The organism is Rhodanobacter thiooxydans (assembly GCF_021545845.1).
GTDB lineage: Bacteria > Pseudomonadota > Gammaproteobacteria > Xanthomonadales > Rhodanobacteraceae > Rhodanobacter.
In genome coordinates this window covers 1,909,036-1,927,244 of record NZ_CP088923.1, presented here as the reverse complement: position 1 = coordinate 1,927,244, position 18,209 = coordinate 1,909,036, and the positions used below count along the sequence as shown (strand labels likewise).

Annotated in this window: 19 protein-coding genes; 11 read left to right on the top strand and 8 right to left on the bottom strand. The window is 65.9% G+C overall.

Annotated elements, in window-relative coordinates; all coding sequences use genetic code 11:
* Positions 1-11: 11 nt before the first annotated feature.
* A complete protein-coding gene (locus tag LRK53_RS08590) occupies positions 12-1,565 on the bottom strand; it encodes a POT-type proton-dependent oligopeptide transporter (protein WP_235642632.1) in 1,554 nt (517 codons plus the stop codon).
* Between the two features lie 138 nt (positions 1,566-1,703).
* Between LRK53_RS08590 and LRK53_RS08585 the strand changes: the two genes are divergently transcribed.
* The 3 genes from LRK53_RS08585 to LRK53_RS08575 are packed head-to-tail and all read left to right on the top strand — an operon-like array spanning position 1,704 to position 2,826.
* On the top strand, positions 1,704-2,123 hold the full coding sequence (locus tag LRK53_RS08585) for a ribonuclease domain-containing protein (RefSeq protein ID WP_027493877.1): 420 nt from the start codon (positions 1,704-1,706) through the stop codon (positions 2,121-2,123).
* Positions 2,120-2,560, top strand: a complete 441-nt coding sequence (locus tag LRK53_RS08580; protein ID WP_027493878.1) for a barstar family protein — start codon at positions 2,120-2,122, stop codon at positions 2,558-2,560. Before LRK53_RS08585 ends, LRK53_RS08580 begins: the two co-directional genes overlap by 4 nt.
* A gap of 20 nt (positions 2,561-2,580) precedes the next feature.
* Complete coding sequence (locus LRK53_RS08575; RefSeq protein WP_027493879.1) at positions 2,581-2,826, top strand: RNA-binding S4 domain-containing protein; 246 nt, start codon at positions 2,581-2,583, stop codon at positions 2,824-2,826.
* A gap of 221 nt (positions 2,827-3,047) precedes the next feature.
* On the opposite strand, the gene LRK53_RS08570 is transcribed toward LRK53_RS08575, so the two are convergent.
* From LRK53_RS08570 to LRK53_RS08560, 3 genes are read right to left on the bottom strand one after another with little or no spacing between them, the layout of a single operon-like run.
* The gene (locus LRK53_RS08570; RefSeq protein WP_235642640.1) at positions 3,048-3,629 is read right to left on the bottom strand and encodes an IS630 family transposase; all 582 of its coding nucleotides are present in this window, start codon (positions 3,627-3,629) and stop codon (positions 3,048-3,050) included.
* Positions 3,589-4,113, bottom strand: a complete 525-nt coding sequence (locus LRK53_RS08565; protein ID WP_235642338.1) for a winged helix-turn-helix domain-containing protein — start codon at positions 4,111-4,113, stop codon at positions 3,589-3,591. The genes LRK53_RS08570 and LRK53_RS08565 overlap by 41 nt, the downstream gene beginning before the upstream one ends.
* Positions 4,114-4,154: 41 nt before the next feature.
* A complete protein-coding gene (locus LRK53_RS08560; RefSeq protein WP_027492635.1) occupies positions 4,155-4,961 on the bottom strand; it encodes an arylamine N-acetyltransferase family protein in 807 nt (268 codons plus the stop codon).
* Between the two features lie 128 nt (positions 4,962-5,089).
* Between LRK53_RS08560 and msrA the strand changes: the two genes are divergently transcribed.
* Both msrA and LRK53_RS08550 read left to right on the top strand, forming a co-directional pair.
* Positions 5,090-5,770, top strand: coding sequence for a peptide-methionine (S)-S-oxide reductase MsrA (gene msrA, locus LRK53_RS08555; RefSeq protein ID WP_027492636.1), 681 nt, complete (start codon positions 5,090-5,092; stop codon positions 5,768-5,770).
* A gap of 175 nt (positions 5,771-5,945) precedes the next feature.
* Positions 5,946-7,793, top strand: a complete 1,848-nt coding sequence (locus tag LRK53_RS08550; protein ID WP_235642631.1) for an ABC transporter ATP-binding protein — start codon at positions 5,946-5,948, stop codon at positions 7,791-7,793.
* Positions 7,794-8,159: 366 nt separating this feature from the next.
* On the opposite strand, the gene LRK53_RS08545 is transcribed toward LRK53_RS08550, so the two are convergent.
* Together LRK53_RS08545 and LRK53_RS19215 are read right to left on the bottom strand one after the other, a co-directional pair.
* Entirely contained in the window at positions 8,160-9,230 is a 1,071-nt protein-coding gene (locus LRK53_RS08545) for a hypothetical protein (protein ID WP_027492637.1), read from the bottom strand.
* Between the two features lie 163 nt (positions 9,231-9,393).
* Positions 9,394-9,522: a hypothetical protein gene (locus LRK53_RS19215; protein WP_255324866.1), complete on the bottom strand. Its 129-nt coding sequence runs from the start codon at positions 9,520-9,522 to the stop codon at positions 9,394-9,396.
* A 33-nt stretch (positions 9,523-9,555) separates the two neighbouring features.
* On the opposite strand from LRK53_RS19215, the gene parE reads away from it, so the two are divergent.
* Entirely contained in the window at positions 9,556-11,445 is a 1,890-nt protein-coding gene (gene parE / locus LRK53_RS08540; RefSeq protein ID WP_027492638.1) for a DNA topoisomerase IV subunit B, read from the top strand.
* A gap of 46 nt (positions 11,446-11,491) precedes the next feature.
* Positions 11,492-12,013, top strand: a complete 522-nt coding sequence (locus tag LRK53_RS08535; RefSeq protein ID WP_027492639.1) for a 3-hydroxyanthranilate 3,4-dioxygenase — start codon at positions 11,492-11,494, stop codon at positions 12,011-12,013.
* A gap of 80 nt (positions 12,014-12,093) precedes the next feature.
* Here LRK53_RS08535 and LRK53_RS08530 read toward each other — a convergent pair whose 3' ends face one another.
* Positions 12,094-12,645, bottom strand: coding sequence for an NUDIX hydrolase (locus LRK53_RS08530; RefSeq protein ID WP_235642656.1), 552 nt, complete (start codon positions 12,643-12,645; stop codon positions 12,094-12,096).
* 165 nt (positions 12,646-12,810) lie between these two features.
* Between LRK53_RS08530 and LRK53_RS08525 the strand changes: the two genes are divergently transcribed.
* Positions 12,811-14,295: an amino acid permease gene (locus tag LRK53_RS08525; RefSeq protein WP_027492640.1), complete on the top strand. Its 1,485-nt coding sequence runs from the start codon at positions 12,811-12,813 to the stop codon at positions 14,293-14,295.
* A gap of 343 nt (positions 14,296-14,638) precedes the next feature.
* On the top strand, positions 14,639-16,123 hold the full coding sequence (locus tag LRK53_RS08520) for an amino acid permease (RefSeq protein ID WP_027492641.1): 1,485 nt from the start codon (positions 14,639-14,641) through the stop codon (positions 16,121-16,123).
* A gap of 387 nt (positions 16,124-16,510) precedes the next feature.
* On the opposite strand, the gene LRK53_RS08515 is transcribed toward LRK53_RS08520, so the two are convergent.
* On the bottom strand, positions 16,511-16,843 hold the full coding sequence (locus LRK53_RS08515; protein WP_027492642.1) for a high-potential iron-sulfur protein: 333 nt from the start codon (positions 16,841-16,843) through the stop codon (positions 16,511-16,513).
* 165 nt (positions 16,844-17,008) lie between these two features.
* Here LRK53_RS08515 and LRK53_RS08510 point away from each other — a divergent pair, with 165 nt between their 5' ends.
* The gene (locus LRK53_RS08510) at positions 17,009-17,659 is read left to right on the top strand and encodes a methylthioribulose 1-phosphate dehydratase (protein ID WP_027492643.1); all 651 of its coding nucleotides are present in this window, start codon (positions 17,009-17,011) and stop codon (positions 17,657-17,659) included.
* On the top strand, positions 17,656-18,207 hold the full coding sequence (locus tag LRK53_RS08505) for a 1,2-dihydroxy-3-keto-5-methylthiopentene dioxygenase (protein WP_027492644.1): 552 nt from the start codon (positions 17,656-17,658) through the stop codon (positions 18,205-18,207). The genes LRK53_RS08510 and LRK53_RS08505 overlap by 4 nt, the downstream gene beginning before the upstream one ends.
* Positions 18,208-18,209 lie beyond the last annotated feature (2 nt).

The window sequence follows — 18,209 nt, the reverse complement described above, 5'->3', positions numbered from 1 at the left end:
ACGGGTGATCGTCATGCCGATCGGTAGTGGTCCATCTCGCGATAACGCCGCGCGTACAGCCCGAACGCCAGCGCGGCGAGCAGCGCGAACGCGGCGAAGAAGAACATCTGGAATGCGGTGACGCTGAGGCCTGAGCGGGCGATCGAGCCGGTCACCGCCTCGTTGCGCACCGCCGCGTTGGCCAGCAGCACCCACAGGTTGCCGACCGTGGTGGTGAGGTTCCAGAAGCTCATTACCACGCCCTTCATCGAGGCCGGTGCCTGGCTGTAGGCGAACTCCAGCCCGGTGGCCGAGACTAGTACCTCGCCGAAGGTGAGCAGCGCGTACGGCAGCACCTGCCACACGATCGACAGCGGATCGCCGCCGTCGATCACCACCTGCAGCCCGCCCACCACGATCCAGGCCAGGCCGCTGAAGGCGATGCCGGCGGTCATCCGGCGCAGCGCGGTGGGCTGGTAGCCGGCGCGGCGTAGCAGCGGGTACAGCACCATGTTGTTGAACGGGATCAGCAGCATCACCAGCAGCGGGTTCAGCGCCTGCATCTGTGCCGGCCGGAACCAGGACGGCATCGCCATCTCGCCACCCTGGATCACCCAGGTCGAGGCCTTCTGGTCGAACAGCGAGAAGAACGGCGTGGTCAGCGCGAAGATCACCATCACGCGCAGCACGTTGCGTGCGCCATCGACGGCAGCGTCCGGATGCACGCCGCGCGCGCGATCCATCTGCAGCCACGCGCCGCCGCCCACGCCGCCGATCAGCACCACCAGCGCGATGCACGCAGCAATGACGAAGCCCAGCGAAGGCACCAGCGCAAACGACGCCAGCGCCGCCACCACCGCGGCCACCGCCAGCCACAGGCCGGGGCGCGCCTGACCCGGCCGCTGCGCCAGCAGCGCGGTGCGGATCACCCGCGAAAACGCATGTGGGTCCGGCGGCCCCGGTGGCACCATCACGTACTGCTTGCGGCCCAGCCAGAACACCACGGTGGCGACGAACATCAGGCCGCCGGGGATGCCGAACGCCACCGCTGCGCCGAAGTGGTGCAGGAACAGCGGCATCAGCAGCGAGGCGAAGAACGAGCCGAAGTTGATGATCCAGTAGAACGCGTCGAACACCATCTTCGCCAGGTGCTTGCTGGACTGGTCGAACTGGTCGCCCACGAACGATGCCACCAGCGGCTTGATGCCGCCCGCGCCCAGCGCGATCAGCCCCAGCCCGGCGAAAAAGCCCAGTCGGTTGTTCTCGAAGATCGCCAGGGAAGCATGCCCGGCGCAATACACCAGGCTCATCCACAACACGGTGTGGTACTTGCCGAAGAAGCGATCGCTGAGCCAGCCGCCCAGCAACGGGAAGAAGTACACGCCGATCACGAAGGTGTGGAACACGTCCTTCGCCGCCAGTGCGCGCTGCCCCTCGGGCAGGTACAGCAGCAGCGAGGTGATCAGGAACGGGGTGAGGATGTTGCGCATCCCGTAGAAGGAAAAACGCTCGCAGCCTTCGTTGCCGATGATGTAGGCGATCTGCCGCGGCAGGCGGCCCTCGGTGTGCTCGGGGGTATGACTCATCGCGATTCCAGGAACGGGGGCGGCGCAGACAGCGCGGCCACGGCGGCCGAGTGTGCGCAATTTCATGCGGTCGCGGAACCCCGGCCCGCGCAACGGCCCTGCTAAGCTCGCGCCGCCTCCCTTCGCTCACCTGCCTGCATGCGTTCGTTCAAGCCCCTGATCGTGCTGGTCGTCGTCCTCGCGGCGATCCTGTGGAAGCACTACACCGGCGTCCCGGCACCCGCCGCCGTGCCGGCAACGGCCGCGACCGCCGCTTCCGTCCCGGCCCTGCCCGCGGCCCCCGCCGCAGACGCGCTGCCGCCCGAGGCGCGCGACACGCTGGCGCTGATCGCCCGCGGCGGCCCCTTTCCGCATGCCCAGGACGGCGCCGTGTTCGGCAACTACGAAGGCCTATTGCCGAAACAGTCGCGCGGCTACTACCACGAATACACGGTGGAAACGCCCGGTGCGCGCAACCGCGGCGCGCGGCGCCTCATCACTGGCGGCACGCCGCCGGTGGTCTGGTACTACAGCGACGACCACTACCGCAGCTTCCGTCGCCTCGAGATGACCCAATGAATCCGCACGGTTTCGATCTGGACCTGACCAAGCCCGGCCTGAGCGGGGTGTATTTCGTCGGCGTCAACGATCTGGACCGCCTGGCGCGCGCCGCCACGCGCGATGAACTGCACGTATGCCGCACCGACCTCGCTGGCTGCCGCGACAAGAACGAACTGCTGCGCCGCCTCGCCGTCTCGCTGCAGCTGCCGGCCAGCTTCGGCCACAACTGGGACGCGCTGGCCGATTGCCTGCGCGACCTCGGCTGGCTGCCGGCGTGGGGCCACGTGCTGCTGTTCGACCATGCCGACGAACTGCGCCAGGCCGCCGCGGCCGACTACGACATCCTGCTCGGCATCCTCGACGACGCGGCCACCTTCGGCGCAGAACACGACCGCCCATGGTTCGCGTTCCTCGCACTGCCCGACAGCGCGTTCGACGAACGCCCCACCGCCTGACCCAACCACCCGGGACACCCATGCAAATCATCGACTTTGAACTGGAAGGCGACTACGTCGAACTGAACCTGCTGCTGAAGCTGGTCGGTCTGTGCGACAGCGGCGGCGCTGGCAAGGCGATCGTGGCCAGTGGCGCAGTGCGCGTGGACGGCGCGACCGAGCTGCGCAAGACCTGCAAGATCCGCGCAGGCCAGGTCGTGCGCATCGATGACGCCGAAATCCATGTGCTGGCCGACCCCAACCCGCACGACTCACGCTCCCGGTAGGAGCCCGCTTGCTCTTGGAGCCGAGATTCGAGATTCGAGATTCGGGATTCGGGATTCGGGATTCGGGATTCGGGATTCGGGATTCGGGATTCGAGATTCGAGATTCGGGATTCGAGATTCGGGATTCGCAAAAGCAGGGCATCGCCCGCAAGCAGGCTCCTGCCCCCCTTTTCCCCGGTGATGCGGGTCAGTCCGGCAACTCGCCCAGCCGCTGATTCATACTAATTTGCGTTCAATGATATAGAAGTTATCCACTTGAAGCCGGTCAAAGACTGGGTTTGGTCGTGATCGACTTCCAGTGCGCGCAATCCGCCGGCTAGGGTCGTTTCGACGGCATCGAGGTTCTTGAAGACCTCGTTGCCGAAGTCTTGCTCGCGCAAGGCCTTCCAGAGATGCTCGGCTGGGTTGAGCTCGGGGCTATAGGGGGGAAGGAACACCAGGCGCATGGAGTCGGGAACGACCAGGGCGTTTGCCTGATGCCAGCCGGCTTGATCCATGACCATGAGAATGAACTCGCCAGGATGGCGACCGGCCACTTCGGCCAGGAACAGGGACATGGCCTCGGCATTGACCCACGGCAAGATGAGACTGTCGAGGACGCCGTCGTGAGGACTCACGGCGGCGAAGGCGTAGATGTATTGACGTTCCAGCCGCGCCCCCACGACAGGACGTGTCGGTGAGGGCGCCCAACATCGCCGTGGCGAGCCGAGCAGGCCAAACCGCCCCTCGTCCTGGAACATCAAGCGAACCGGGCGACCGCACCTAGCCTGACGCGCGACCTCGGCGCGAACGCAGCGCCGCAGTTTTTTTATATGCCGCTTGGGCCGAAACGTCTGCCTTCGGGTGGCGGGGCCGTGGAATCACCTTGCGCCAACCATGCCGCTCCAACAGGCGATAGATCGTCGACAGCGCCACCGGTTTGCCGACCCGTGCCGCATATGCCTGCCGGATATCCAAGGCACGCAACATCCCACCCATCTCGGCCTGTCGCACAAACGGCTCCAGCAGTGCCTTCTCCTCTTCCTCGCTCAAGTACTGATGATGGCGGCCGCCACGCTCGTTCAGCGCGAAGATCGCCTCACCTTCCTTGGCCCAGCGCGAATGGATCGTATGGACGGTCGACGCCGACCATCCCAGGATCTGGGCAATCTCCTGCGCCGAGCTCCCCAGTGTGGCCCGTAGCAGCACGCACTGGATTCGCTGGTACTCGCGATGCGATCCGGCTTGCTTCAGTCGCTCCGCCAGTCGCTTCACCGTGGCCTTGTCGTTGCCGATCAGTGTCTTCACTTGCCATCTCCCTTCCAGGCGATGGCAAGAGTATATCTAGTTTATTGAACGCAAGTTGGTATCAGGCCAGCGTGCGGCGGCAGGCGTAGCAGGAATTCATGTTCCAGCACGTGGCGGATCTGGGCGACGTCAGCCAGCCGGTGCCGCTCGGGCTCCCGGCCCAGCCGGCGCACGGTGAACTCATGGTTGAGCAGGCTCAGGCGCCGGTCGGCGGTAGTGCGCGCCGCGATCAGGTTGTGCGGAAAGCGCGAGGCCGGGTGCGTGGAGACGTAGTGGTTGGCCACCACGTAGTCGACCATCTCGCAGCGGCGCAGGTCGAATCGGTACAGCGTCAGCCACTGCCCGCGCACGCATGACTGCATGCGCCATTCGCCATCGCGCTCGACCAGCCGGAACGGCTCGTGGCCGGTCGGCTGTTCCACGTCGGCCTGCAGCCGCAGTACGCCGGTCAGCACCTGGTTGCCGAAACCGACGTCCGCCAGCCAGCTCGCTCCGTCCAGCTCGACGCGCAGCAGCATGTGGGTCTGCGCGGTGACCGCATCCTCCGGGTGCTGCCACAGCACCCGCGCGATCAGCCCGGATACGTCGAAGCCGATCGTGCACAGTACCGCGGCGAACAGCAGGTTCTGCTCGAAGCAATAGCCGCCGCGGCCCTCGTGCACCAGCTTGCGTTCCAGCGCGGGCGTATCCAGCGGCACCGGCAGGCCCAGCAGCGGGGAGAGGCTCTCGAACGGGATCGCCGCCACATGCGCCACGGCCAGCCCGCGCAAGCTGGCCAGGTCGGCGGCCACGCTGCCGTGCCAGCCGATGCGCCGCAGGTAGGCATCCAGATCAATGGAACCGTGCATCCCTCAACTCCATGAAACCGATCAGCATGATGGTACCGGGCCAGCCGGCCCCGCACAGGTAACCAATGGCATGTGCCCGGCGAAGAACAGATACCGGCCACGCGGTGGCCATGCCGGCGAGGCGCAGCATGATCCGTCGCAGCACATTCCAGTCCGTGTCGCTGGCCGCCCTGCTGATGCTGGGCGCGAACGCCTGCCAACCGGTATCCGCCGCCAGCGGCGCGCTCCCGGCGCCGACCGTCGATACCCCGGAAACCGCCGCCCACGGCGAGCAGGTCGCGGTGCTGGCTGGCGGCTGCTTCTGGGGCGTCGAGGCGGTGTTCGAGCACGTCAGGGGCGTGAACGAGGTGATCGCCGGCTACTCCGGCGGCGACGCCGACACCGCACATTACGACGAGGTCAGCGCGGGCGACACCGGCCACGCCGAATCGGTGCAGGTGCATTTCGACCCGGCCCAGGTCAGTTACGGCACGCTGCTGCAGGTGTTCTTCTCGGTCGCACTCGACCCGACCGAGCGGAACCGGCAAGGCCCCGACGTGGGCAGCCAGTACCGCTCGGTGATCTTCTACGCCAACCCCGAGCAGCAGCGCATCGCCGGCGCCTATATCGCGCAGCTGACCGCGGCGAAAACCTTCCCGGCGCCGATCGTTACCCAGGTAGTGCCGCTGCGCGCGTTCTACCCGGCCGAGGCGTACCACCAGCATTACTTCCAGCGGCACCCGTACAACCCATACATCGCCATCAACGACGCGCCGAAAGTGGCGCAGCTGCGACAGCTGCTCCCCGAGCTATACCAGGTCTCTCTGTAGGAGCGCACCCTGTGCGCGATGCTCTTCGTCACGTGACAAAAAGGCATCGCGCACGACCGAAGGAAGTCCCCTGTGGACAGGGTGCGTTCCTACACGTTCTGCCTTGCGTGAAGGGGCACGGCCCCCATCTCGGGAGTTCCGCGCAAGCTGCGCCCATGGCCTGACGACCTCCCACGTGCCGCCCCACCCTTTCCCCGAACCCGCTGGATCGAGCGAACTCACCCGCAGCTTCCTGGGCGTGTTCCGCTATAGCGGGCGCGCGCTGGAACTGGTGTGGAGCACCAGCCAACCACTGACCGTCGCGCTGGCGCTGCTGACCCTGGTCGCCGGCCTGCTGCCGGCCGGCGTGGCCTGGGTCGGCGCGCACATCGTCGATGCGGTGGTGAACGCCAGCCGTGCGTGGTCCGCCAGCGGCCAGGCAGGCTTGCGGCCGGTATACGAATGGGTGGCGCTGGAAGGCGTGCTGGTGGCGGCGCTGGCCGGCGCACAGCGCGGGCTTTCAATGTGCCAATCGCTGCTGCGCGCGCAACTGGGCCAGCGCGTCAACGTGATGATCCTGGAGAAGGCGCTCACGCTGGAACTGGCGCACTTCGAGGACTCCGAGTTCTACGACAAGCTCACCCGCGCCCGCCGCGAGGCATCCAGCCGGCCGCTGTCGCTGGTCACGCGCACGTTCGGGCTGGGCCAGAACGCGATCTCGCTGCTCAGCTACGGCAGCCTGCTGCTGCAGTTCTCGCCGTGGGCGGTGGCCGTGCTGCTGCTGGCCGGGCTGCCGGCGTTCTTCGCCGAAACGAAGTTCTCCGGCGACGCATTCCGGCTGTTCCGCTGGCGCTCGCCGGAAACGCGCATGCAGCTGTACCTGGAAACCGTGCTGGCGCGCGAGGACCACGCCAAGGAAGTGAAGCTGTTCGGCCTCGGCCCGCTGCTGCTGGGCCGCTATCGTGGCATCTTCGACAAGCTCTACCGCGACGACCGCGACCTCACCGTGCGGCGCGAGAGCTGGGGCTTCGGGCTGGGCCTGCTAGGCACGCTCACGCTGTACGGCGCGTACGCGTGGATTGCGGCAAGCACCGTGGCCGCGCGCATCACACTGGGCCAGATGACGATGTACCTGATGCTGTTCCGCCAGGGCCAGGCGGCGGTGTCGGCGATGCTGTCGGCGATCGGCGGCATGTACGAGGACAACCTGTACCTGTCCACCCTGTACGAATACCTGGAGACCCCGGTGCCGCCCGCCACCGGCATGGCGCAACGCGGCGCTAAGCCCGACGACGGCATCCGCTTCGAGCACGTCGGCTTCACCTACCCCGGCGCCGGCGAGCCGGCGCTGCACGACATCAACCTGCACATCCGTCCCGGCGAATCGCTGGCCCTGGTCGGCCAGAACGGTTCAGGCAAGACCACCCTGATCAAGCTGCTCACGCGGCTGTACGCGCCGGACCGCGGCCGCATCCTGCTCGACGGCACCGACCTGCGCGAGTGGGACGAGGCCACCCTGCTGCAACGCATCGGGGTGATCTTCCAGGACTTCGCGCGCTACCAGATGCGCGTGGGCGAGAACGTGGGTGTCGGCGACGTCGGCCATTTCGAGGACGAAGCACGCTGGCGCGACGCCAGCGACAAGGGCATGGCCAGCGACTTCATCGACAGCCTGCCGGCCGGCTTTCACACGCAACTGGGCAAATGGTTCAACGACGGCCGCGAGCTGTCCGGCGGGCAGTGGCAGAAGATCGCGCTGGCCCGTGCCTTCATGCGCTCGCGTGCCGACATCCTGGTGCTGGACGAACCCACCGCCGCGATGGACGCGCAAGCCGAAGCCACCATCTTCGAACACTTCCGCGAACTCTCCGGCGGCCGCATCGCCATCCTGATCTCGCACCGCTTCTCCACCGTGCGCATGGCCGACCAGATCATCGTGATCCAGGACGGCCGCATCGTCGAACACGGCAACCACCAGCAGCTGATGGCGCTGGGCGGGCACTACGCGCAGCTGTTTTCGCTGCAGGCGCAGGGGTATCGGTGAGGCCGTGACGACCGCAGCAACCACCAGCAGCTGCTGGCCGGAAGACTCAACTTTGAAGTTCGGCACACTCGACGTCGAAGCCCGCCCCCCAGGAAAGGTCTGAACAAGCCGTCATCCCAGCGAAAGCCCGGACCCAGCGCCCAACTGTTTGAAGACGCTGGATTCCAGCTTTCGCTGGAATGACGAGCAAAGACCTGACCAGAACATCCCTGAAACGCCACGGATCAGCTACGCCGGTGCCGGATTCGCGTGAGCGAGTCCGGCCGTGCACGGGGCCCGCGATCGAAGAAAACCACAGATGTGGCTTTCTTCACCAGCTGCGGAACCAGGATCCTTCCGCAAGAAGAAGGCAGCCTACGGCATCGTTCAACGGCGACCTGCGGCATTGACCGGCACCATCACCATCGGCGAAGGCTTTTTCAGCGAGGCATCGGCGTCACCCGTCGCCATCGATACCATGCGGCCGCCGCTGACATAGTCGATCTCCCTCGTGCCTTCGCTGAACACCTTACGCGACTGTTCGATCCGATCAGTCGCGATCTGGCCGGCCAGATCAAGCTGCAGCATATGTGCAATCTCGGCACCGCTGGCCCGCATCGCGGTCTTCAGCGCATCACCCTGGTTGGCTGCCCACGCATTTGCCAGATGCTGGGCGCGGGTATCGGCATCCCAGACTGGCAGGGCCGCCTGAGCCAGCCGCTGGCGATGCTCGACCTGCTCCTGGTTGATCTTCGTGCGCAGGCGGGCCGCTTCCGAGTCGCGCCGATTCGGCTCGGCGTTTGCCTTCGCAATGTCGTCATCGACGTGCAATGCGGAATAACGCTGATTCTCCTGCGTCACCATGCGTTGGCTGTCTTCAGCGGTTTTCTGCGGCGCCACCTGGCGCTCCGACTGATAAACCAGCACGTTCCGATAAACCGGTTGGTCCGGAGTTGCGCCGGCGTCCTGAATCGAAACAGTCACAATCACTTGCAGTGCTGAAAAATCCGGTGTCATCGAATATGCGGTTTGCACCAGTAAACGACGGGCCGCGGAGGTCGGTCGGATTGACGTCATCGTGTAATTGCCGAAATGCGTTGGTTGCAGGACCAGCGCCTGCTGCAACGAGTCGCTCAGCACCGACCTCGCATCAAACCCCTGCAGCGCCGTGCGCAACGGTTGCACGTGCGCCTCGGCGAAACGCTCTGCCTCCGCCTTCACTGCGGCATTCACGATCACCATGCCGAGTGCGCCACCGGCTGCTGCTGCAAGGATCGGCACGCCAGGCTCCGGCACCACGTTGATGTTGGCGGCAGTAAAAGTATCCTGCGCAGCCAAGCTGTCCTGATCAATGACGTCAACCACCGGCAGCGGCTCCAGCGCCTGCAGTTGGGCCGAACTCGGCCGTATCACCTGCGCCTGCTGTGCACAGCCACCCACTCCCAATACCGCTGCCATGGCAACGGCCAACCTGCATCCTCGGCTCATGCTTTTCCCCTGATTCGATCTGATGACCAGATCACGCCATGCCCGAAGCGGCATGGCGAGCTGGCGAGCAACTCTAATCTCCCGTTCCGCGCAGCGACAAGCCGGCCGCAGGACCGCAATAAATTGCGCCATGTCACGACACGGAGCGATCGTTGACATCATCCAGGATCGATTCAAACACCGAGTCCGGTTCTTCGGCCGCGAACGCCGTCGGCATGGCGCATTCGCCCGCCAGCTTGACCCTGCCTGCCTGCCACCCCATGCTTCACCGTCTTTTCTCCATCGAAACACCCGCATGAGCAGTCGCTACAACGCCGCCGATATCGAAGTCCTCTCCGGCCTGGACCCGGTCAAGCGCCGGCCCGGCATGTACACCGACACCACCCGCCCGAACCATCTGGTGCAGGAGGTGGTGGACAACTCGGTGGACGAGGCGCTGGCCGGCTACGCGACGGCGATCGAGGTGGTGCTGCACGGCGACGGCTCGGTGGAAGTGAGCGACGACGGCCGCGGCATGCCGGTGGACATCCACCCCGAAGAGGGCGTGTCCGGCGTCGAGCTGATCATGACCCGGCTGCACGCCGGCGGTAAGTTCAGCGGCAAGAACTACAACTTCTCCGGCGGCCTGCACGGCGTGGGCGTGTCGGTGGTGAACGCGCTGTCGGAAAAGGTCGAGGTGACCATCCGCCGCGACGGTTCCGAGTACCGCATGGTGTTCGCGCACGGCGACAAGATCAGCCCGCTCGAAGTGATCGGCAGCGTGCCGAAGAAGCGCAGCGGCACCACCCTGCGTTTCTGGCCCGAGGCGAAGTACTTCGATTCGCCGAAGATCTCGCTGGCGAAGCTCAAGCATCTGCTGCGCGCCAAGGCGGTGCTGTGCGCGGGCCTCAGCGTGAAGTTCACCGACGAGGCTTCGAGCGAAGTCGTCGAGTGGCATTACGAGGACGGTCTGCGCGACTACCTGCGCGGCGAACTCGACGGCATCGAGGCGCTGCCGAACGATTTGTTCGTGCATCACATGGCGCGCGACGTCGAGGGCCTGGAAGTGGCGCTGGCCTGGCTGCCGGAAGGCGAGCTGGTGCAGGAGAGCTACGTCAACCTGATCCCCACCGCGCAGGGCGGCACCCACGTCAACGGCCTGCGCTCGGGCCTCACCACCGCGGTGCGTGAGTTCTGCGACATCCGCAACCTGCTGCCGCGCGGCGTCAAGCTGGCGCCGGAAGACGTGTGGGAACGGCTGTCGTTCGTGCTGTCCACGCGGCTGCAGGACCCGCAGTTCGCCGGCCAGACCAAGGAGCGGCTGTCCTCGCGCCACGCCGCCGGCCTGGTCGAGAACGTCATCCACGACGCCTTCAGCCTGTGGCTCAACCAGAACGTGGAGATGGGCGAGCGCATCGCTACGCTTGCGATCGAACGCGCCAGCGCACGGTTGAAGGCGGCCAAGCAGATCGTGCGCAAGAAGATCACCCAGGGCCCGCAACTGCCCGGCAAGCTGGCCGACTGCACCGCCACCGACCTCAGCCGCACCGAGCTGTTCCTGGTCGAGGGCGACTCCGCCGGCGGCAGCGCCAAGCAGGCGCGCGACAAGGAGTTCCAGGCGATCCTGCCGCTGCGCGGCAAGATCCTCAACACCTGGGAGGTGGAATCCACCTTGGTGCTGGCTTCGGAGGAAGTGCACAACCTCGCCGTGGCGATCGGCTGCGACCCGGGCAAGGACGACCTTTCCGGCCTGCGCTACGGCAAGGTGATCATCCTCGCCGATGCCGACTCCGACGGCCTGCACATCGCCACCCTGCTGTCCGCGCTGTTCCTCAGGCACTTCCCGAAGCTGGTCAGCGAAGGCCACGTGTTCGTGGCGATGCCGCCGCTGTTCCGCGTCGACGTGGGCAAGCAGGTGTTCTACTGCCTCGACGAGGCCGAGAAGGAAGCGATGCTGCAGCGGGTCGAGCGCGAGAAGATGAAGGGCGCGGTCAGCACCACCCGCTTCAAGGGCCTGGGCGAAATGAACCCGCCGCAGCTGCGCGAATCGACCATCCACCCCGATACCCGCCGGCTGGTGCAGCTCACCGTGGACGACGGCGACGGCACCGCACGCCTCATGGATCTGCTGCTGGCGAAGAAGCGCGCCGGCGACCGCAAGTCCTGGCTGGAGGAAAAGGGCGACCTGGCCACGCTGGAGGTGTGATGCGTACGCTGGCGCTAAGATGTACGCGTCACCTGCGAGCAACGCCATGGCCCTGCCCCCGCCCATCAACCTGCAGCGCTGGATCGAGGAACACCGCCACCTGCTGAAGCCGCCGGTGGGCAACAAATGCATCGTCGACGGCGACTTCATCATCATGATCGTGGGCGGACCAAACGCGCGCACCGACTATCACTACGATGAAGGCCCCGAGTTCTTCTACCAGCTCGAGGGCGAGATCACGCTGAAGGTGCAGGACGAAGGCGTAGCCCGCGACATACCGCTGCGCGCCGGCGAGATCTTCTACCTGCCACCGCGCGTGCCGCATTCACCCAACCGCGCCGCCGGCTCCATCGGGCTGGTGATCGAGCGCCTCCGCACCGCCGGCGAAAAGGACGGCCTGATGTGGTTCTGCGAGCGCTGCAACCACAAGCTGTACGAGGAATATTTCGTGCTGGACAGCATCGAGCGCGACTTCCCGCCGGTGTTCGAGCGCTTCTACCGCTCGCGCAAGGCGCGCACCTGCACCGCCTGCGGCCACCTCAACCCGGCGCCAGCGAGATATGGGTAGGAGCCCGCTCGCGGGCGATAGCTCTTGCGAATCCCGAATCCCGAATCCCAGCTCTTAATGCATCGCCCGCGAGCGGGCTCCTACGAGTGACGGGTGAGCCACTTGCGCGCCATGCGCCGCAACGAAACGTCCAGGCTTTCGTCCTTCGCCACCTCGACAACCGGTCGCCAGGCCAGCGCACGGGATTCCTGGTTGATCGTGAAGCACTCGTCCGCACCAGCGCGCACCACGTAGCGCACGTCGTAGTGCCAGTGTTCCGGCTCGCTGCCGCGTGCTGGGATGCGATGCCGGTCGAGGTCGAAGATGCCGCCCTCGACACGCAGGCCGGCCACGCCGGTCTCCTCCCGCGCCTCGCGCAGTGCCACGCTTGCCAGCTCGGCATCACCGTCGGCGTGGCCACCGGGCTGCAGCCAGCGGTCCAGCTTGCGGTGGTGCATCAGCAGCACGCGCCCGCCATTCGCGCTGACCAGCCAGGCCGAGCCGGTGAAGTGGCCCAGCAGATGGCTGCGCTCGAACACCGCGGCATGCGACGCGAGGAAAACATTGAAGGCGGCAACCAGCTCGCCGTCTCCGGGATGGCGTGCGCGATAGTCGTCCAATGCAGCGCCCAGCTGCGGAAAATGCGATGGCATGGCTGGTGGCAGGTGGTGGAAAAACAGCGGCCATTCTAGCTGCATCGCGTCTTGTACCCCTTCCATCGCTCCGCTAAGGTTGGCCGTCCGTCGGCTCGTCGCGTCCCTCTTCGTCGCGTTTCCGTTCGAGCGCGGCGTCGCTGTTTTCCCCGGGGGAGCCGCTGCATGCTGTTCAAGCGCATCAAACCGATCGACCAGATCATCGCCACGACGGAGAAGAAAGGCCTCACCCGTCAACTCGGCGCCTTCCAGCTCACCATGCTTGGCATCGGCGCGATCATCGGCACCGGCATCTTTGTGCTCACCGCCGAGGCAGGCCAGAAGGCCGGCCCCGGCATGATGATCGCGTTCGTGATCGCCGCAGTGGTGTGCGCGTTCGCTGCGCTGGCCTACGCCGAACTCGCCTCGATGGTGCCGGTGGCCGGCTCGGCCTACACCTACACCTACGGCGTGCTCGGCGAGACCACCGCCTGGATGGTGGGCTGGGCGCTGGTGCTGGAGTACACCATCGCCGCCAGCACGGTGTGCGTGGGCTGGGCCGGCTACGTCAACGGCCTTCTTACGCACGCTGGATTCGGCTTGCCGCACTTCCTGCAGGTAGGCCCGATGGACGGCGGCAGCTTCAACCTGCTGGCCTGCCTGATCGGCCTGGCGGTCACCGGCCTGCTGGTGATCGGCACCTCGAAATCGGCTACGGTCAATACCGTACTGGTGCTGGTCAAGATCGTCGCGCTCACCGTCTTCATCATCATCGTTTTGCCGGCGGTGAAGGATCAGAACTTCACGCCGTTCGTGCCGAACGGCTGGGGCAGCCCGATGGGCGGCATCGGCGTGCTGGGCGCGGCGGCTTCCATCGTGTTCGCCTACATCGGCTTCGACGCCATCTCCACCGCGGCCGAGGAAACCCGCAACCCGAACCGCAACATCCCGATCGCCCTGATCGCCTCGCTGAGCGTGTGCACCATCTACTACCTGCTGGTGAGCTACGCCGCGGTGGGCTCGGTGGGTTCACAGCCGATGATGGGTCCGGACGGACTGGCGCTGGAGCCGGGCACCCCGGCGTTCGCCGCGGCCTGCCAGGGTTCGGACGCGCTGGTGTGCAGCAAGGAGGCGCTGGCCCACGTGGTGCGCCTGCTCGGCTACACCAATACCGCCGCCTTCATCGCCTTCGCCGCCGGCATCGCGCTGCCGTCGGTGATCCTGACCATGACCTACGGCCAGACCCGCATCTTCTTCACCATGTCACGCGACGGCCTGCTGCCCAGCAAGCTGGCCAAGATCCATCCGCGCTTCCACACGCCGCACGTAATCACCCTAATCACCGGCACCTTCGTCTCGCTGTTCGGCGCGCTGTTCCCGGTGGGCATCCTCGCCGACATCACCAACTCGGGCACGCTGTTCGCGTTCATCATGGTGGCGGTGGGCGTGCTGATCCTGCGCCGCACCCAGCCCGGGCGCCCGCGTCCGTTCCGTACCCCGCTGCCGTGGCTGATCTGCCCACTGGCGATCATCGGCTGCCTGCTGCTGTTCCTCAACCTGTCGAAGGAAGCCAAGATCACCTTCTTCGCGTGGGGTGCGATCGGCCTGGTGGTGTACTACCTGTACGGCCACCGCAAGAGCCACCTGGCTCGCGGCGTCGAAGCGGACTGATCCCGCCCGACGCATGCTGATCGCTACGCCGCCGGCACGTCCACAAGAGCCTTGTTCAATGTCTCTACATGGCCCGCGTTGTCTTGCCGTGGCCGTCAGATGGCGGCGCGTGGCGCAGCGCCTGCCTGGCTGGCAGAGCCTGACCCTGCGAAGGCAGGGGCCAAGCCGCGCGCTGCCGCATGGCAGCCACGGCAAGGCAACCCGAAGGGCCGGGGCTGTTTGCCCGCATTCCTGCGTCATTACTCGGTCGTGGATCGACCTCCACTCCCTCGTTCTTCCTTGGCCTGCGCGCAAACAGCTCCCGGCGCGGGCCATATAGAGACATTGAACAGGCTCTGACCCCATGCTCAAGCAACTGCTCGCCCGCAAGACCGACTTCAACGAACCCGACGACACGCACGGGCCTACCCTGCGCCGCACGCTCGGCCCCTGGGGGCTGACCGCGCTGGGCATCGGCGCGGTGATCGGCGGCGGCATCTTCGTGATCACCGGACAGGCCGCGGCCGACCATGCCGGTCCGGCGGTGATCCTGTCGTTCATCCTGGCAGCGATCTGCAGCACGTTCACCGCGCTGTGCTACGCCGAATTCGCCACGCTGATCCCGGTTTCTGGCAGCGCCTATTCCTACGCCTACGCCACGCTCGGCGAACTGATGGCGTGGTTCATCGGCTGGAACCTGGTACTGGAATACGGCGTGTCCGCCTCGGCGGTGGCGGTGAGCTGGACCGGCTATTTCCTCAGCCTGCTCCAGCATATCGGCACCACCTTCAACATGGACCTGAGCCTGCCCGCGGCACTGACCAATGCGCCGCTGACCTTTACCGCCGACCACCAGCTGGTCGCCACCGGCGCGCTGTTCAACCTGCCGGCGGTGGTGCTGATCCTGCTGCTGACCTGGATCTGCTATGTCGGCATCCGCGAGTCGAGCCTGGCGAACACCGCGATGGTGGCGCTCAAGGTCGGCCTGATTACCCTGGTGATCGTGGTCGGCTGGCGCTACGTCGACCCGTCCAACTGGACCCCGTTCGTGCCCGAGTCGCAGGGTCACTACAAATACGGCTGGCCCGGCGTGCTGCGCGGCGCGGCGATGGTGTTCTTCGCCTACATCGGCTTCGAGGCGACCTCGGTGGCCGCACAGGAGTCGCGCAACCCGCAGCGCGACCTGCCGATCGGCATCCTCGCCTCGCTGGCGATCTGCACCGTGCTGTACATCTCGATGGCCGCGGTGATGACCGGGCTGACTTCGTACACCCTGCTCGGTACCGATGAGCCGGTGGTGACCGCCCTGCATGGTCACCCGCAGCTGGAATGGCTGCGCTGGCTGGTGGAGGTCGGCGCACTGCTCGGCCTGTCGTCGGTGGTGCTGGTGATGATCATCGCGCAGCCGCGCATCTTCATGATCATGGGCCGCGACGGCATGCTGCCCAAGATATTCACGCGAATCCACCCGCGCTACCGCACGCCGCACCTGAATACGCTGATCACCGGTGCGGGCATCGCCCTGCTCGCGGCGATCTTCCCGCTGGATGTGCTGGGCGATCTGGTGTCGATGGGCACGCTGATCGCGTTCATGGCGGTCTGTGCCGGCGTGTGGATCCTGCGGCATACCCGGCCGGAGCTGCCGCGCACATTCCGCGTGCCGTTCGCGCCGGTGGTCTGCACGCTCGGCATCCTCAGCTGCCTCGCCCTGCTGTCCACCATGGCCTGGTACAACTGGTCGCTGATGATCGCCTGGACCCTGATCGGGTTGGTGATCTATTTCAGCTATGGCAACCGGCACAGCCACCTGCGCGACTCGATGGCGGACGCCCCTTCCACCGATGCGTAATTTCGCCGAATAGCGCAGAAAAAATCGTATTTTCTGCAAAGACCGCCAAAATACTGCAAACAGCACTTATCTGTCGATACCTAATGAATTCTCGAAAATTTCCAGGAGAGCTGAAATATCTTCTTTAGTTTCAATGAATTAATGAGAATTTTCCAAGAGGAACCGCGGGACCGGTCGCCCATTCGGCGAACTCGGTAGTATCATCCTCAGTCCGCGGGTTGATCACTTGGCAGTGGGCCCCGGATCGCGGCTCGGCGCGTCAGGTGGGTAGCTCCTCAGCCTGGTGTGTCCGGGCCGCACTTTTGCCCGCGTAACACGTCTCGCCCGCAGAAACGAAAAGGCCGGCGATACGCCGGCCTTTCGATACAAGCCTCTGGATTGACGCGATCAGGCTTTCTTCGGCGTGTGCGACACGCACCAGCCCTTCGCATTCACCGATTTGCCCGGGAACAACTGGCACGGGCCGCGGCCGGTGGCGCCGCCACTGTAGAACTGGCAGTTGGTGCAGTCGTCGCCAGCCTTGTGCTTCGCGTTGGTGGTCTTGGTGGCATCCTCCACGTAGCCCAGCGCCTTCGCGGTCGGATCCGACTCGCTCAGTGCCGGCAGATCCGCCGCCCGCGCAAAGCGCGGCAGGCTGCCCATGACCACGGCAGCTGCCGTGGTGCCGGCAGCCACCTTGAGGAACCGGCGACGTGATTCGATATCTTGTTCTTTCGACATGGGCAAGCCTCCGTCGGAATCTGTCCGGCACACCCCGCGCCGGATCCTCGCCGATGGTACGCCCGCCGTCCAAATCTTCCCTGACTTGCGAGAATGGATCTCATTACAGCACGGTCGCACAGCAGCACATGGTATAGTCAACGTCCATTTGGACGTCCAAACCGCATGAGCCAGACCCTGCCAGCTGCGATCCCCGCCAGCGTGTTCGAACGCTGCGCCGACGCCATCGCCGACGCCGCACGCGAGCTGTCGGCGATGGGCTGGACGCCGGCCACCAGCAGCAATTTCTCCATGCGGGTCGACGCCGGCCACGCGGCGATCACCGTCTCCGGTAGGCACAAGGGCCGGCTGGGCCGCGGCGACATCATGCTGATCGACCTGGACGGCCATGCGGTCGGCACCGACGCCCGCCCCAGCGCCGAAACGGCGCTGCACACCCAGATCTACCGACGCTGGCCGGAGATGAACGTGGTGCTGCACACCCACTCGCACGTGCAGAGCGTGGCCTCGCGGCTGTTCGCCGCCGACGGGGTGATCCGCCTGCAGGGCTGGGAACTGCAGAAGGCGATCGCCGGCTACCACACCCACGAAAGCGTGCTGGAGATCCCGGTGTTCCCGAACACCCAGCACATGCCCGAGCTGGTGGCCCGGGTCGACGCCTGGCTGGACACCGGCAAGCCGCTGCATGCCTACCTGATCGACGGCCACGGCATCTACACCTGGGGCCGCGACATGGCCGAGACCCGGCGCCATCTGGAAGCGCTGGAGTTCCTGCTCGGCTGCGAACTTGACCTGAAAAGACTGAGGGCATCATGAGCCGCCTGCGTATCTTCGACGAAACCCGACCGCAATCGCCGCTGACGGTGATCGACGAACACGCCGCGATCGTCGCGGAACTCGCCAGGGCCGGTGTCCGCTTCGAGCAGTGGGAAGCAAGCCAGCCGATCATCCCGGGCGCCAGCCAGGACGAGGTGATCGCCGCCTACCGCGGCGACATCGACCGGCTGATGGGCGAGGAGGGCTACCAGGCCGTGGACGTGATCAGTCTCACCCCGGACCACCCTGACCGCGCCGCGCTGCGCCAGAAGTTCCTCAGCGAGCACACCCACAGCGAAGACGAGGTGCGCTTTTTCGTCGCCGGCTCCGGCCAGTTCACCCTGCATCTCGGCGGCAAGGTCTACGACATCCTGTGCGAGCAGGGTGACCTGATCGGCGTGCCCGACGGCACCCGGCACTGGTTCGACATGGGCGAAGCGCCCTACTTCGTGGCGATCCGCCTGTTCACCAACAAGGAAGGCTGGGTAGCCAACTTCACCGGCGACACGATCGCCGAGCGCTTCCCGCGCATGGCGCCTGCCGTGTAGGA